This window comes from uncultured Frigoribacterium sp. (genome assembly GCF_963515265.1).
GTDB lineage: Bacteria > Actinomycetota > Actinomycetes > Actinomycetales > Microbacteriaceae > Frigoribacterium.
In genome coordinates, this window is sequence record NZ_CAUPYL010000052.1 from 1 (window position 1) to 13,749 (window position 13,749).

13 protein-coding genes are annotated in these 13,749 nt (G+C 72.5%); 8 read left to right on the forward strand and 5 right to left on the reverse strand.

Annotated elements, in window-relative coordinates; genetic code table 11:
• Positions 1 to 164: 164 nt before the first annotated feature.
• Genes RWM17_RS06655 through RWM17_RS06665 form a run of 3 tightly spaced genes read right to left on the reverse strand, consistent with a single transcriptional unit; the run spans position 165 to position 3,321 of the window.
• Complete coding sequence (locus tag RWM17_RS06655) at positions 165 to 1,013, reverse strand: carbohydrate ABC transporter permease (RefSeq protein WP_314102223.1); 849 nt, start codon at positions 1,011 to 1,013, stop codon at positions 165 to 167.
• Positions 1,013 to 1,990, reverse strand: a complete 978-nt coding sequence (locus RWM17_RS06660) for a sugar ABC transporter permease (RefSeq protein ID WP_314102224.1) — start codon at positions 1,988 to 1,990, stop codon at positions 1,013 to 1,015. Before RWM17_RS06660 ends, RWM17_RS06655 begins: the two co-directional genes overlap by 1 nt.
• The gene (locus RWM17_RS06665) at positions 1,990 to 3,321 is read right to left on the reverse strand and encodes an extracellular solute-binding protein (RefSeq protein WP_314102225.1); all 1,332 of its coding nucleotides are present in this window, start codon (positions 3,319 to 3,321) and stop codon (positions 1,990 to 1,992) included. The genes RWM17_RS06660 and RWM17_RS06665 overlap by 1 nt, the downstream gene beginning before the upstream one ends.
• 384 nt (positions 3,322 to 3,705) lie before the next feature.
• Between RWM17_RS06665 and RWM17_RS06670 the strand changes: the two genes are divergently transcribed.
• The 7 genes from RWM17_RS06670 to RWM17_RS06700 all read left to right on the forward strand — a co-directional run bounded on the left by RWM17_RS06670 (position 3,706) and on the right by RWM17_RS06700 (position 11,273).
• Positions 3,706 to 4,857 (forward strand): type IV toxin-antitoxin system AbiEi family antitoxin domain-containing protein, encoded by a 1,152-nt coding sequence (locus RWM17_RS06670; protein ID WP_314102226.1) that lies wholly within the window; start codon positions 3,706 to 3,708, stop codon positions 4,855 to 4,857.
• Complete coding sequence (locus tag RWM17_RS06675) at positions 4,854 to 5,549, forward strand: bifunctional 4-hydroxy-2-oxoglutarate aldolase/2-dehydro-3-deoxy-phosphogluconate aldolase (protein ID WP_314102227.1); 696 nt, start codon at positions 4,854 to 4,856, stop codon at positions 5,547 to 5,549. The genes RWM17_RS06670 and RWM17_RS06675 overlap by 4 nt, the downstream gene beginning before the upstream one ends.
• Positions 5,546 to 6,583: a sugar kinase gene (locus tag RWM17_RS06680; RefSeq protein ID WP_314102228.1), complete on the forward strand. Its 1,038-nt coding sequence runs from the start codon at positions 5,546 to 5,548 to the stop codon at positions 6,581 to 6,583. Before RWM17_RS06675 ends, RWM17_RS06680 begins: the two co-directional genes overlap by 4 nt.
• Positions 6,584 to 6,697: 114 nt before the next feature.
• Entirely contained in the window at positions 6,698 to 7,333 is a 636-nt protein-coding gene (locus RWM17_RS06685) for an MOSC domain-containing protein (RefSeq protein WP_314102229.1), read from the forward strand.
• Positions 7,334 to 7,584: 251 nt separating this feature from the next.
• Complete coding sequence (locus RWM17_RS06690) at positions 7,585 to 8,175, forward strand: PadR family transcriptional regulator (RefSeq protein WP_314102230.1); 591 nt, start codon at positions 7,585 to 7,587, stop codon at positions 8,173 to 8,175.
• A gap of 78 nt (positions 8,176 to 8,253) precedes the next feature.
• Positions 8,254 to 9,813: an MFS transporter gene (locus RWM17_RS06695; protein WP_314102231.1), complete on the forward strand. Its 1,560-nt coding sequence runs from the start codon at positions 8,254 to 8,256 to the stop codon at positions 9,811 to 9,813.
• Positions 9,814 to 10,130: 317 nt separating this feature from the next.
• The gene (locus RWM17_RS06700) at positions 10,131 to 11,273 is read left to right on the forward strand and encodes an acyltransferase (protein WP_314102232.1); all 1,143 of its coding nucleotides are present in this window, start codon (positions 10,131 to 10,133) and stop codon (positions 11,271 to 11,273) included.
• A 119-nt stretch (positions 11,274 to 11,392) separates the two neighbouring features.
• Here RWM17_RS06700 and RWM17_RS06705 read toward each other — a convergent pair whose 3' ends face one another.
• Both RWM17_RS06705 and RWM17_RS06710 read right to left on the reverse strand, forming a co-directional pair.
• Positions 11,393 to 12,262: an NAD(P)H-hydrate dehydratase gene (locus tag RWM17_RS06705; RefSeq protein WP_314102233.1), complete on the reverse strand. Its 870-nt coding sequence runs from the start codon at positions 12,260 to 12,262 to the stop codon at positions 11,393 to 11,395.
• Positions 12,246 to 13,013 carry a histidine phosphatase family protein gene (locus RWM17_RS06710; protein ID WP_314102234.1) on the reverse strand — a complete coding sequence of 256 codons (768 nt, stop codon included), beginning with the start codon at positions 13,011 to 13,013 and terminating at the stop codon, positions 12,246 to 12,248. Before RWM17_RS06710 ends, RWM17_RS06705 begins: the two co-directional genes overlap by 17 nt.
• 139 nt (positions 13,014 to 13,152) lie before the next feature.
• Between RWM17_RS06710 and RWM17_RS06715 the strand changes: the two genes are divergently transcribed.
• Positions 13,153 to 13,506, forward strand: coding sequence for an MmcQ/YjbR family DNA-binding protein (locus tag RWM17_RS06715; RefSeq protein WP_314102235.1), 354 nt, complete (start codon positions 13,153 to 13,155; stop codon positions 13,504 to 13,506).
• Positions 13,507 to 13,749: the final 243 nt, after the last annotated feature.

The following is a 13,749-nucleotide window of genomic DNA, read 5'->3' on the forward strand; positions in this document are numbered from 1 at the left end:
GGCACATCGGCGCCGGCACATCGGCGCCGGCACGGCGGTGCCGGCCCAGGGCCGTCGAGGACTCAGGCGACGACGACCGCGCACCGGCCCCCGGGCCGGTCCGGCGACGCCGACCGCCTCGGGTGCCTGAGTCCTCGACGCGACCGGGCCCGCGCCTCCTCGTCTCAGCCCTTGACCGCCCCCGACGTCAGTCCGGAGACGATCGACCGGCGGAAGATCAGCACCAGGATCACGATGGGCACGGTCGCCGAGACCGACGCCGCGAAGATCGCCCCGTACGGCACGGTGAACTGCGTGCCGAAGAGCGCGATGCCGACGGGGATCGTGCGGAACGACGTCTCGCTGTTGAAGGTGAGCGCCATGAGGAACTCGCTCCACGACGCGGTGAACGTGAAGACGCCGACCGTGAAGAGGCCCGGCTTCGACATGGGCAGGATGACGGAGAACACGGTGCGGAGGGGCGACGCGCCGTCGATCTCGCTCGCCTCCTCGATGGTGGTGGGGATGCCGGCGAGGTAGTTGCGCATGATCCAGATGGCGAACGGCAGGTTGAAGGCGACGTAGGGGATGATCAGGCCGGGGTAGCTGTTGAGCAGGCCGAGCTGCCGCTCGATCAGGTAGATCGGCGTCAGGACCGCGATCGCGGGGAACACGGACAGCATCAAGAGGGTCGTCATGATCGTGGTGCCGCCCTTGAGCTTGCGGCCGGTGAGCGCGTAGCCGGCGAAGAGCGCGAGCCCCAGGACGAGCACCGTGGTGCTGACGGCCACGATCACGCTGTTGAGCATGTAGACCGCGAGGTCGTTCGAGACGAACGCGGTGACGTAGTTCTCGAGCGTCCAGGTCCGGGGAACGACCGTGGGAGGCGACGCCGCGACCTCGGGAGCCGTCTTGAACGACGACACCACGAGCCAGTAGAGCGGGATCGCGGTCACGAGGGCGATGAGCACGCCGCCGATGTTGACCACGTTGACCCAGCGGCGCCAGCCGCGGCGGATCTTGGTGCGGGCCATCAGTCGCCTCCCTTCGCCTGGTTGCGGAACGCCCGGAGGAACAGCAGGCAGCCGAGCCCGACGATCAGGGCGGTCGACGTGGCGATCGCGGCTCCCGGGCCGATGTTGATGTCCTGGAAGAGCACCTTGTAGCCCATGATCGCGAGGGTCTGGGTCGAGGTGCCGGGGCCTCCCTGGGTGAGGACGAACGGGAGGTCGAAGACGCCGAACGCCTGCAGCACCCGGAACAGGACGGCGATCGTGAACGTCGGCAGCAGCTGCGGCATCACGACGCGCCAGAAAGTCGACCACGCGCTCGAGCCGTCGAGCTCGGCGGCCTCGTACTGCTCGTCGGGGATCATCACCAGGCCCGCGAGCAGGATGATCGCGACGAACGGCGTGGTCTTCCAGATGTCGGCGACCATGAGCGCGGCCGCGGCGCTGACCGGTTCGCCGAGGATCACGGGCGGGCTGTCCGTGACCAGGGCGATCCCCCACGTGGCGATGCCGTAGGTCGAGTCGTAGATGTACTTCCAGAGCTGCGCGGAGACGATCGTGACGAGCGACCACGGGATCAGCAGAAGGGCGAGCATCCAGCCCCGCGTCACGCCGAGCCGCTCGAGCACGAGCGCCGACAGCATGCCGAGCACGAGCTCGATCGTCACCGTGACGACCGTGTAGAGGATCGTGAAGCCGAGGGCCCGGTACCAGTCCTGGCTCTGGAGCAGCGCGCCGTAGTTGGCGAGCGTGTACTCCTCGACCTGGAACCCGTCGTAGTCGATCGTGACCCGCGCGAAGCTGAGCACGACCGAGTAGATCACCGGGAACACGGTGACCAGCAGGATGACGAGCAGAGCCGGGCTCGCGAAGAGCCACGCGGCGCGGTTGCGGGTGCGGGCGAGCGAGGTGCGCGCTGAGCGTTCAGGCGTCGGCGGCCCCGTGGTCGTCGAGAGCGCGGTGTCCGGGCGGGTCGTCGTCGTCTCCTCCTGAACGCTCATCACAGTGCCTGCCCGGCGAGTGCCACGTCCATCTGCCGCTGCATCCGGCTGGTGCCCGTCTCGACGGCCGACTGCCCGGCGGCGATCGAGTTCGCGTTGACGTAGATGCCCTGCGAGACCTTCGGGTAGAAGGCGGTCGCGGTCGGCCTCGGCACGAGCGTGTAGTCGGCCGCGATCGCGTACTGCGGCTTGGCCGCGGCCTTCGCGTCGGGGCTCGTCAGCGACGCGGTCCGCGCCGGGATCACGCCGCCCTCGCGCACGATCAGCTGCTGGGCGTCCTCGTCGGCCAGCCACCGCGCCCACGCCAGGGCCGCGGCCGGCTTCGCGGTGTGCGGGTTGATGTAGCTGCCCCAGCCGCCGATCGTCGTGTGCGTCTCGTCCGTGCCGTCGAACCCGGGTCGCGAGCGGATGCCGATCTTGCCCGCGACGCTCGACGCCTCGGGGCTGTTCGCGGTGTCGTACGCGTACGACCAGTTGCGGAGGAACGCCGCCCGCCCCGTCGTGAAGGCGTCCAGGCTCGCTTGCTCGATGTACGTCAAGGAGGCGCGGGGCGTCACGCCCTCGGAGACCAGCGAGGCCATGAACTCCAGCCCGCGTCGCGCCTCCGAGCTCGTCGCCGTGGACTCGGTCACGTCCTCGTCGGTGAAGCGGCCGCCGGCGTCGGCCACGAACTCGACCGCGTTGCACGTCATGCCCTCGTAGACGTTGCCCTGGAAGACGAAGCCGTAGTCGACGTCCCCCGTGTCGATCAGCGCCTTGCTCGTCTCGACCACCTCCTCCCACGACCCCGGCACCTGGAGGCCGTGCTTGTCGAGGAGGTCCTGCCGATAGACCAGGAACGAGTTGTCGATGTAGACGGGGAACATGTAGTACTCGCCGTCGACGCTCGCGGCGGAGCGGAGGCCCTCGGGGTACTGGTCCCAGAAGTCGTCCGGGACGAGCGTGCTGAGGGGCGTGGCGAGGGAGTTCTCGGCGAACTGGCCGGGCCAGGCGATGTCGCCGTGGATGACGTCGGGGCTCTGCGAGCCGGCCGCGATCTGGGTCGTCAGGGTCGTGCGGTTCGTGTCGGTGTCGGCAGGCGCCGCGACGAGGTTGATCCGCACGTTCGGGTACTGCCTGTTGAATTCCTCGATCAGGCGGGGGCGGAGGTCGCCGCCCTCGTTGGTGGCGATGTTGGCGCTCCACCAGTCGATCGTGACGGGCTCGTCGCCCACCTCGGTCGGCCAGTCGCCGATCTCGGTCCGCTCTGCGCGGGGCGCGCAGCCCGCGAGCGCCGTGACGCCTGCCAGCCCCGCCGCCCCGACGAGCAGCCCCCTGCGGTCGATCTGCATGCGTCCTCCTCGACGTGTGGATCGTGCGCGACGGCCGCTGGTCTCCCGTGACCGCGCACTTCCACCCTAGGAACGGGCTCGAAGGGGAGTCAAGGGCGCGGAGGGCGCCGAGGGCGCCCCCGCGCTCGTGAGGTCCGCTCGGCGGGTCCCTCGGACGCCGTCGCCGCCGGGGCGCTGTCGACGGATCAGGACACGCAGTCGGTCACCGGGTCACGACGCGCCGAGCCGGGGTCGGGCGGGCGCCAGGACCTGACTCGTCGACAGCACGGCCGCACCGGCACGTCGGGTCGGCGATCCCTCCTCAGCCCCCCGACGAACCACGGCCGTCCCCAGCGGCCCGCCGGCCCTCGGCGGCGAGAGCGGACGCCGCGCGACAGTGTCGGCATGCACACCAGCACCCTCACCGACATCGTCGGCGACGCCGGGGGCTTCGCCACCCGCCAGCAGCTCCGCCGGGCCGGCGCGACGGATCGCGACTTGACCAGGGCTGTGCGGTCGGGCGACCTCCATCGGCCGCGCCTCGGCTGGTACAGCAACCTGCCCCTCGACGACGACCGCGTCACGGCGGTCCGGGTCGGCGGGCGGCTGACGGGCGCCTCCGCCCTGTTCCACCTCGGCGGTTGGATGTGGGATCGTCCAGAGACGGTCTGCGTCTCCGTCCCGCCCCACGCCGCGCGGCTCCGTCGGTGTCGACGATCACGGGTCGTGTGGGATCCGGTCGAAGTCCGCGAGCGAGGCGGCGTAGCCGTCGTCTCGATCGCGGACGCCCTCGTCCGCGCAGTCCTCGAGGAGGACTTCGAGATCGCGGTCGCGCTCTGCGACTGGGCCCTCCACCAGGCGCGCCTCTCGGACGCCGAGTTCTCCGGGGTCCTCGCCCGTCTGCCCGCCGACGCCCGCGGCATCGCCGACTGGGTCGACGCCGACAGCGAGAGCATCCTCGAGAGCGTCGTGCGCACGCGGCTCCGGCGGGCGGGCTTCCACGTCACCTCGCAGGTGCCCGTCGGCTTCGGCCGCCACACCGACCTGGTCGTGAACGGTGTGCTCGGAGTCGAGACGGACGGGCGAAAGTGGCACGCCGACCGGTTCGACGCCGACGTCAGCAAGGACATGGCGACCTTCATCCGCCGGCGGATCCCCGTGCACCTCAGCTACGACCTGATCACGGAGCACTGGGACGTCGTCCTGGCCGCGATCGAGGCGGCGGTCCTGATGCACCGTGACGGGACGGCTGCCGGGCCCGTGCCGCCGACGCGCACGCGCGTCCGCGACGACCTGTCGACCGGACGGACACCAGGTCCGGGCCGCGGGCGGGACGACGCGACCGGACGCCGGTCGACGCACGGACGCTCGCGACCTGGCCGACGGTGGCGCCTGCCACGTCGTCGGCCCGACGAGGCACACCACAGCTGGTCCCGCCGCCGAGAGCTCGCCCAGCGGCAGCGAGCTCAGGCCCGGGCCCCGCGCGGGTCAGCCTTCTCCCGTGCCTCGGGTCATACTGGTCATGACCACCGCACCGGCGCGAAGGACTCACGATGACCGTCAGCAGCACGTCCACGGCCGCTGAGGCCCTGACCGGCCCGAGTGGCCGGACGCCCGCCTCAGCTGCTCTCCGAGGATCGCGCGTCATCGCCGTGCTCCGCGCGCCCACGGCCGGGGAGCTCGAGCCCGTGGTCGAGGCCCTCGTCCGCGGAGGCATCCAGAGCATCGAGCTGACGCTCACGACGCCAGGTGTCCTGGCCGTGCTGCCCGAGCTCGCCCGGCGCTTCGCCGACGCAGCCGAGATCGGCGTGGGGACCGTCACCACGGTCGAGCAGGGCCTGTCCGCCGTCGACCACGGCGCCTCCTACATCGTGACGCCGATCACGTCGCCGGCCATCGCCGCCGCGATCACGAGCCGCGGCGTGCCCTTCTACCCCGGTGGCCTCACGCCGACCGAGCTCTGGTCGAGCTGGGCGTCGGGCGCAACCGCGGTCAAGCTCTTCCCCGCCTCGACGGTGGGGCCCGGCTACCTGGGGCAGCTGCGCGGCCCCTTCCCCGAGCTGGAGGTCGTGCCGTCAGGCGGCATCGAGCTCGACGACGTCCCGGCATGGATCCGCGCGGGCTCCCTCGCCGTGAGCCTCGGCGGTCCGCTCCTGCGTGACGCGTTCGCCGGAGGCGCTGCGAGCGCCCTCGAGGAGCGTGCACGCCGCGTCGTCGGGCTGGCCCACGAGGCCGGGGAGGCGCGATGAGGGAGGCGACCGCCGCCTCCTGCAGCTCGACCAGGCGGCCACGGGTCGTGACGCTCGGCGAGACCATGGGGCTGCTCTCGAACGCGGAGCCGGGGCCGCTCGCCCACGCGAGCACGATGCAGCTCGGCATCGGCGGCTCGGAGTCCAACGTCGCCATCGGCCTGAGCAGGCTCGGCGTGGACGTGATCTGGTTCGGCCGAGTGGGCGACGACTCCGTCGGCCGTCTCGTCGCTCGGGAGATCCGCGCCGAGGGCGTCGACGCCCGGGTCACGATCGACGACGGCGCGGCGACCGGCCTGATGATCAAGGAACGTCGGACCTCGACCTCGCAGAACGTCACCTACTACCGGGCCGGGAGCGCCGGATCGCGTCTGTCGGCCGCCGACCTCGACGAGGCGGCCATCGCCTCGGCGGACGTGCTGCACGTGACCGGCATCACGCCGGCGCTCTCCGGCTCAGCGGCGCAGGCGGTCCGCCGAGCCGCCGACGTCGCCCGTGAGGCGGGGGTCCTGGTGTCGTTCGACGTCAACTACCGGCGTGCCCTGTGGTCGACGGACGACGCCGCGACGTTCTGCCGGGAGTTCGCAGCCGGCTGCGACGTGCTTTTCGCCGGAGAGGACGAAGCCGCGATGCTGCTCGGACCGGCCGCCTCGGCGTCGTTCGTGACCGACGCCGCCGCCGGCTCCCCCTCCGATGCCGCGGCCGCTGCCTCTGCACTGGCTCGCGGCCTCGCCGAGCTCGGTCCGCGGCAGGCCGTGGTCAAGTGCGGTGCGGCCGGTGCCGTGGCGATGGTCGACGGCCAGCTCGTCACGCAGGAGGCCGTGCCGATCGTCGCCCACGACACGGTCGGGGCCGGAGACGCGTTCGTCGCGGGCTACCTCGCAGAGCTCGCGGCCGGGAACGACGCACCGACCCGCCTGCAGACCGCCGTGACGGTCGGGGCGTTCGTCTGCCTGGCGGCCGGGGACTGGGAGGGCCTGCCCCGACGGTCCGAGCTGGGGCTGCTCCACGCCCGCGAGGCAGTCACGCGCTGACGAACGTCGACACGGTCGCAGGCCCGGAGGCACGCCGCCGCCGCACCGTGTCTCGCGCGCCCGCCGTGCGCTGTCCGCCTTGTCGAGGGTCGTGGTCTCGGGCACGATGGCCCCATGCCCCACGTCACCGCGATCTGCCGCGTCCACGCTCTGCTCGACGACTCCGGCAGCGTCGGCGTGACCGCGATCGACAAACGACCGGTCACGGGGCCGGTGCCCGTCCGCAAGCTCGGCCTGCGGGGTGACGTCCAGGCAAGTCGTGCCCACCACGGCGGCGAGGACAAGGCCGTGTACGCCTTCGCGGACGAGGACGCCGACCACTTCGCCGACCTCCTCGGCCGCGAGGTGCTTCCCGGCTCGTTCGGCGAGAACCTCCGCACGTCGGGCCTCGACGTCACCGGCGCCGTCATCGGCGAGCGGTGGGCCGTCGGCGAGCGTCTCGTCCTCGAGGTGACCATGCCGCGGACTCCGTGCGCGACGTTCGCGCGTCGACTCGGCGAACGGGGCTGGGTACGGCGGTTCCAGGAAGAGGGCAGGCCCGGCGCCTACCTCAAGGTGGTCGTCGGCGGCGAGGTCTCGGCGGGCGACGACCTCCGGGTCGTCTCGCGCCCCGGGCACGGCGTCACCATCGGCGAGTGCTTCGCCGGGCTCGCTCCCGAGCGCGCGGCGCTGCTGTTGAGCGATCAGGAGTCGCCGTCGCTCGCGCCCGTGATGCGCGACGTCGCCGAGCTCGCCGCTTCCCGCGCCTGAGTCCTCGACAGCGCGGCGGCGGCTGCGTCAGCGGTTCCGCTCGCGGCGTCGGCGTCGGCGTCGGCGTCGGCGTCGGCATCGGCGGCGTCGGTGGCCGGGGCGGAGCGCCCGGAGCCCGGTCTCCGACGCGTCCGGCCTGCTCGACGCCTGAGCGCGCCCGCGGCGACCCCGCAGTGACCTCGCAGTGACCCCGAGGTTGCGTGGCCTGCACTTTATTTGACACGAACGACTACTCGTGCGAGAGTACCTCGGTGTCCTCCATCCGCCTCTTCGTGCTCGACTCGTTCGCACGCCACGGTGAGATGCACGGGCACCAGCTCAAGCTCCAGGCCGAGCAGGAACACGTCCACCAGTGGACCGACATCTCGGTCGGCGGGCTGTACGGCGCCCTCAAGCGCCTCGCCGCCGAGGGCCTGCTCGCCCCCGTCCGCACCGAGCGCGAGGGCAACTTCCCCGAGCGACAGGTCTGGGCGATCACCGACGACGGCCGCACGGCCCTCGCCGACTCCCGCCGGCACGCGCTCGAGACCGTCGTGCTGCGGCCCGACCCCTTCGACCTCGCGCTGACCCGCGTCGACCCCGATGCCATCGACGACCTGATCGACACGGTCCACGAACGCCGCCGAGCGGTCCGTCGCCTCCTCGACGACGAGATCGAGCACCACCGTCGCGCCAGCCCCTGGCTCTCCGTCGCCGAGAAGCACGCGATGGCGCACCGAGAGCACCGGCTCCGCGCCGAGCTCGACTGGCACGACACGCTCGTGGACGCGCTCCCCGAGATCGTCGCCGACGAGGAGGCGGGGGCCAGGCACGCACTGACCCCCGGCTCCCCCGGTCGGTGACGACCGCCTCCTCGACTCCCGTCTCCCTCTTCCGGCCACCCGCCGGGCACCCGACCCTGCCCCCTGAAAGGCATCTCCATGACCGACGCCACCGCCCGGGCAGCCGCCCCGGCGCCCGCCATCCCCCGCCAGTCGTGGCTCGCCCTGTCGGCGCTGCTGCTCGGCATGTTCATCGCCCTGCTGGACACGACGATCGTCAACGTCGCGCTGCCGACGATCAGGACGAACCTCGACGCCTCCGAGTCGACCCTCTCGTGGATCATCTCGGGCTACGCGCTGGCCTTCGGACTGACGCTCATCCCGGCCGGCCGCATCGGTGACCGCATCGGGCACAAGTGGGTCTACTTCTCCGGCGTGCTGCTCTTCACGCTCGCGAGCCTCGCCTGCGGCGTGGCGACGAGCGACCACCAGCTCGTCGTGTTCCGCGTCGTGCAGGGGCTCGCGGGCGGCATCTTCGTGCCGGCCGTGACGGCGTTCATCCAGCTGCTGTTCCCGGGGCGGTCGCGCGGCAAGGCCTTCGCCATCATGGGAGCCGTCATCGGCGTCTCGTCGGCCCTCGGTCCGATCATCGGCGGACTGCTCATCCAGGCGTTCGGCGACGAGCACGGCTGGCGTCTCGTGTTCTTCGTGAACCTGCCCTTCGGCATCATCACGCTGATCGCGGCCGCCGTGCTGCTCCCCCGTCGTGACGAGTCCGTGCCTCGCCCCGAGCGCGGGCTCGACTGGTTCGGCCTGCTGCTCGTGTCGGCGGCGTTCGTCGCGCTGCTCGTCCCGCTCATCCAGGGACAGGACGAGGGCTGGCCCCTGTGGACCTACCTGAGCATCGCCGGCGGCCTCGTGCTGCTCGTGCTGTTCGGGCTGTGGGAGGTGGCCTACACCCGCCGAGGACGCACGCCGCTGGTGCCCCCGAAGCTGTTCTCCCACCCGCAGTTCACAGGCGGAGTCGTCTTGGCCCTGGTCTACTTCGCGGCCTTCACGAGCATCTTCTTCACGATCTCGCTGCTCTGGCAGTCGGGTCTCGGGAACAGCGCCCTCGCCTCCGGCGCCGTCGCCATCCCGTTCGCGGTCGGCAGCATCATCTCGTCGTCGCAGAGCAACCAGCTCGCCCAGAAGCTCGGCCGCAACGTGCTCGTGCTCGGCACGGCGCTCGTCACGATCGGGCTCGGAGCGATGTGGATCATCCTCCTCGTCGTCGAGCCGGCCGACCTCACCAACTGGATCCTGCTGGTCCCGCTGCTGGTGGCCGGCCTCGGGAACGGCTTCTTCATCGCCCCGAACGTGCAGTTCATCGTGGCCACGGTCGACCCGCAGGACGCCGGCTCGGCCAGCGCCGTGATCTCCGCCATCCAGCGCATCGGCTCGGCCGTGGGCATCGCCATCATCGGCAGCGTGCTCTTCGGGTCGCTGCCCGGCGGCCGCGAGCTGGCGACGGCGGCTGGTCGCGCCGCGGGCTTCACCGACGCCTCCGCCGCGGCCATGGGCGTCAGCGCGGCGTTCGCGCTCGTCGCCTTCGCGCTGGTGTTCGCCCTGCCTCGACGAGTGGGCCACGGCCGGCCAGCCGGAGCCGGCGACGGCAGCAGCTCCCGTCAGGAGACCCGCGACGGCTCGGGCGCACACGCCGAGGCTCCCTCGGCCTGACGGTCACGCGAGGTCCGCGCCTCGCAGCGCCCTCGGACAGGGCGTCGACGACTCAGGAGTCGCCGACGCCCTGTCGCCGTCCCGGCACGCTCCCTGCCCGCTCTCGCCACCGCCTCCTGAATCGTCGACGCGCCCGACGCGCCCGACGCGCCTGCCCCCTCGCCGCGCTCGACGCGCTCGACGCGCACGACGCGCTCGACGCGCTCGACGCGCCTGCCCCCTCGACGCGCACGACGCGCCTGTCCGCCCCGCGCACCTCGCCGCCCCGGGGTGACCGCACCCGGGCAGATCGGAGGTCCGCCAGGCAGACTGGCCCGATGCCCCTCGCCTCTCCGACGACATCGACGCGCCGCGACCGCGTCCTGCCGCTCGACGGCCTGCGCACGGTCGCCATCGCGTTCGTGGTGCTCTACCACCTGCACGTGCCCGGCTTCGGCAGCGGATTCGTGGGCGTCAACGTCTTTTTCGTGCTCTCCGGCTACCTCATCACGACGCTGCTCCTCGGCGAGCACGCCCGCACAGGCCGCATCCGCCTGGGCCGCTTCTGGGTGAGGCGCATCCTGCGCCTCTACCCGACGCTGCTCGCCGTGGTGGTCGTCGGCGCCGCCCTGTGGTGGCTGATCGGCGACTACCAGGGCTCGACCATGAGCGCCCTCGGCGCTGCCGCGGTCGCGCTCACCTACACGGGCAACGTCGCCCGCTCGTTCTTCGGCGAGTCGCAGGGCGTCTTCTCGCCCATGTGGAGCCTCTCGATGGAGGAGCAGTTCTACATCGTCTGGCCGCCCCTCCTCATGCTCCTCATCGCGGTCGTCGCCACACGCCGGGTCATGGTCGCCGTGCTCGGCGCACTCGTCGTGGCCTCCGTGGTGGCGTCGGGCTTCCTCTTCGAGGCACCCGGGGGCGGGTCCACGCCCGACATCTACTTCAGCCCGGTGCTGAACGTGGCTCCCCTGCTGCTCGGCTGCGGGCTGGCGCTCGTCATGGGCTCCGAGAAGGGGCAGGCGCTCTTCCGCGGAGGCCTCGGCAGCGTCGCCACCTGGGTCGGCCTCGCCGGTGTCGTCGGCTCCCTGGCGGTGATCGGCAGCGGCTGGCAGCAGAGCGTCACGACGTTCACGGTGATGTTGCCCGGCGTGGCGATCGCGTCGGCACTGCTGATCGGCGGCCTGGTCTCCCGGCCGTCGCTCCCCGCCCGGGTGCTCTCGCTCAGCCCCGTGGCCTGGTTCGGCCGGGCTCTCTCGTACCCGATCTACCTGTGGCACGTCGTCTTCATCGCGCTGATCACCCCCGTCGTCCCCGGTGCGTTCGGCGTCGTGGCCGTGATCGCCGCGTCCGTCGTGACGGCGTACCTCTCGCACCGCTTCGTCGAGGGCCCTGCCCTCCGTCTCAAGGACCGGCTCGGAACGTCCGCCAAGGAGGCGCGGAGCGCGACACCGGCAGAGCGCGAGCTGACGAACGCCTGACGGCCGCGAACACGGCGGCGGCCGCGGCCGCCGTCTGGGCTCCCCATCCAGCCGCTCCACGACGCGGCGCCGGCGACGACGACACGCGACCCGGCGTGGCCTGACGCGCGTTCCTCGGCCTAGGAGCCGACCTCGACGAGCACGCGCGGCAGCTCCGCGAGCAGCTCGCTCGCGAGGAACCCGAGGGGCCCCACTCCGACGGCCAGCCGGTCGCCCGCCGACGAATGGGCGTGGGTCGCCCACGTCGCGGCCTGTGCCGGCGTGGCCCCCCGGGCGGCGAGCCCCGCCACGGCCCCTGCGAGGACGTCCCCGCTGCCCGAGGTGCCCAGGCCGACGTGGCCGGCACCCGAGCGCAGGAGCCGCCCGTCCGGGGACGCGACCAGGCTCTGGCAGGCGACCACCGCCTCCCACCGGGCTGCGATCTCGAGCAGGTCGCTCGGCAGGTCGTCCACGTCTCGGTCGAGCAGCCGGCCGGCCTCGCTCGTGTTCGGGGTCATGACCAGTCGGCCGCGCAGCCGGTCGACCGCACCCCCGCAGCGCGGCAGCACCCCGAGGGCGAACGCGTCGAGGACGACCACCGTCTCGTCCCCCACGAGGTCAGGCAGGAGGCGCACCAGGGCCTCGGCCTCGTCGGCGTCGTCGAGCCCCGACCCGGCGAGCACGGCGTCGGCGCCCTGCAGGTCCTCGGCCGCGGCCCCCAGCGAAGAGCCGACCACATGCCCCTCCGGGGTCTCGCCCAGGGGAACGATGCCCGCCTCCGGCAGGGCCACCGCGACGTGCGGGGCGACCGAGCCGGCGACGGCGAGCGTGAGACGACCCGCGCCGACGCGCAGCGCTGCGAGCGCGCCGAGCATCGCTGCACCGGGCGTGCGCGCTGCTCCGCCCACGACGACGACCTGCCCTCGCGAGTACTTGCCGTCGCCGGCGGTCGGGAGGGGCCAGTCGCGCAGCAGCTCGGGGGTGATGACGTGCTCAGTGCGGTCGGACATCGCGGTCTCCTTCGTGGACGGTGACGGGTGCGTCCTGCTCGGCCAGGTGGTCGACGTCCGCGAAGCGGTCGAGGGTCCACCAGGAGGCGCCCGCCTCGCGGCGCAGGGTGGTCACGGAGGCGTTCGTGACGGTGTTGCCGCGGGCGAACTCGAGCAGGTCCTCCTCGCTCATCCCGGTGCAGACGTAGACGACGAGCATGATGACGGCATCGTGCGCGGTGAGCACGACGCGCTGGGTGTCGGTCTCGTCGGCCAGGTCGTCGAGGTCGCGGAGCACCGAGCGGACGCGGAGGGCCACGTCGGCCCAGGACTCACCGCCGGGCGGACGATGGTAGAACTTGCCCAGCCGGTGTCGTCGCGCCGCCTCCTCGGGGCGCCGCACCTCGACCCCGCGACGGGTCAGCAGGTCGAGCACCCCGAGCTCGCGGTCGCGGAGTCGTTCGTCCACGCGGATCGTGGGGTCGAGACCGGCCTCGTCCGCCGCCGTCTCGATGGTCTGTCGGGCACGCAGGTAGGGCGAGCACCAGAAGGCGGTGCCGCTGCCTCCGTCGCCCCCGGCGACCGCGCCCGGGTCGAGGCCGTCGAGCCATGAGGCGAGCGCGCGCGCCTGTTCGATCCCCTTCTCGCTGAGGGGGACGTCGGCGTCGCGCTCGTCGACGTCGATCGTCTCGGAATCGGCTGCCTCGGCGGCCGTGGCGGCGACGTTCGCGGTGCTCTCGCCGTGGCGGACGAGGAGGAGTTCCCTGATCATGTCGACGACGGTAGGCGGTCGCGCGGCGTCGCGACCACCCGGCCGTGCCGTCGGCGGCGAGAGTGTCGAGACCTGGCCGGCGCCTCCTCGCCACGACCTGCGGCGCGTGGCATCCTGCGGCGCGTGGCATCCTGGGCCCGTGGCGACGACGACCGAGCAGGTGCAGGCGATCTGCGCCGAGCAGCCCTCTGCCGAGCTGACGTTCCCGTTCGGGCTCGAGATCGCCGTGTACAAGGTGCGCGGGAAGATCTTCGCCCTCGTGCCCGTCGACACTGACCAGCCGTCCGTCTCGCTCAAGGCGGTGCCGGAGCACGCCGAGCAGCTGCGTGCCGAGCACCCCGAGATCACTCCGGGGTGGCACCTCAACAAACGGCACTGGATCACGCTCGACCTGTCGGGCGACCTGCCCGCGACGATGGTCGAGGACCTCGTGGGCAACTCGTACGACCGGGTGATCGCGCGCATGCCGAAGTCGCGGCGCCCCCTCGCGTAGGTGGCCGCCCGCGCGGCGGTGCCGTCGCGCGTTGCGGCGACGGCGTCGACGGCGTCGAGGACTCAGGCGTCGACGACGACCTGTGCCGCCCAGCCCGGTCCCGAGTCCAGCGTCGACGCCGGCACCTGATTCCTCGACGCGGAGGCAGGGAGGCGGACGAGCGGCGGGCTAGTACCGGCAGCGCCGGCAGCGCCGGCAGCGCCGGCAGCGCCGACAGCGCCGGCAGCGCCGGCAGCGCCGGGC

What these genes read in the sequence shown, in the direction of transcription:
- RWM17_RS06655 (WP_314102223.1), bottom strand. Translation starts at nt 1,013, where the DNA reads ATGGCCCGCACCAAGATCCGCCGCGGCTGGCGCCGCTGGGTCAACGTG.
- RWM17_RS06660 (WP_314102224.1), bottom strand. Translation starts at nt 1,990, where the DNA reads ATGAGCGTTCAGGAGGAGACGACGACGACCCGCCCGGACACCGCGCTC.
- RWM17_RS06665 (WP_314102225.1), bottom strand. Translation starts at nt 3,321, where the DNA reads ATGCAGATCGACCGCAGGGGGCTGCTCGTCGGGGCGGCGGGGCTGGCA.
- RWM17_RS06670 (WP_314102226.1), top strand. Translation starts at nt 3,706, where the DNA reads ATGCACACCAGCACCCTCACCGACATCGTCGGCGACGCCGGGGGCTTC.
- RWM17_RS06675 (WP_314102227.1), top strand. Translation starts at nt 4,854, where the DNA reads ATGACCGTCAGCAGCACGTCCACGGCCGCTGAGGCCCTGACCGGCCCG.
- RWM17_RS06680 (WP_314102228.1), top strand. Translation starts at nt 5,546, where the DNA reads ATGAGGGAGGCGACCGCCGCCTCCTGCAGCTCGACCAGGCGGCCACGG.
- RWM17_RS06685 (WP_314102229.1), top strand. Translation starts at nt 6,698, where the DNA reads ATGCCCCACGTCACCGCGATCTGCCGCGTCCACGCTCTGCTCGACGAC.
- RWM17_RS06695 (WP_314102231.1), top strand. Translation starts at nt 8,254, where the DNA reads ATGACCGACGCCACCGCCCGGGCAGCCGCCCCGGCGCCCGCCATCCCC.
- RWM17_RS06700 (WP_314102232.1), top strand. Translation starts at nt 10,131, where the DNA reads ATGCCCCTCGCCTCTCCGACGACATCGACGCGCCGCGACCGCGTCCTG.
- RWM17_RS06705 (WP_314102233.1), bottom strand. Translation starts at nt 12,262, where the DNA reads ATGTCCGACCGCACTGAGCACGTCATCACCCCCGAGCTGCTGCGCGAC.
- RWM17_RS06710 (WP_314102234.1), bottom strand. Translation starts at nt 13,013, where the DNA reads ATGATCAGGGAACTCCTCCTCGTCCGCCACGGCGAGAGCACCGCGAAC.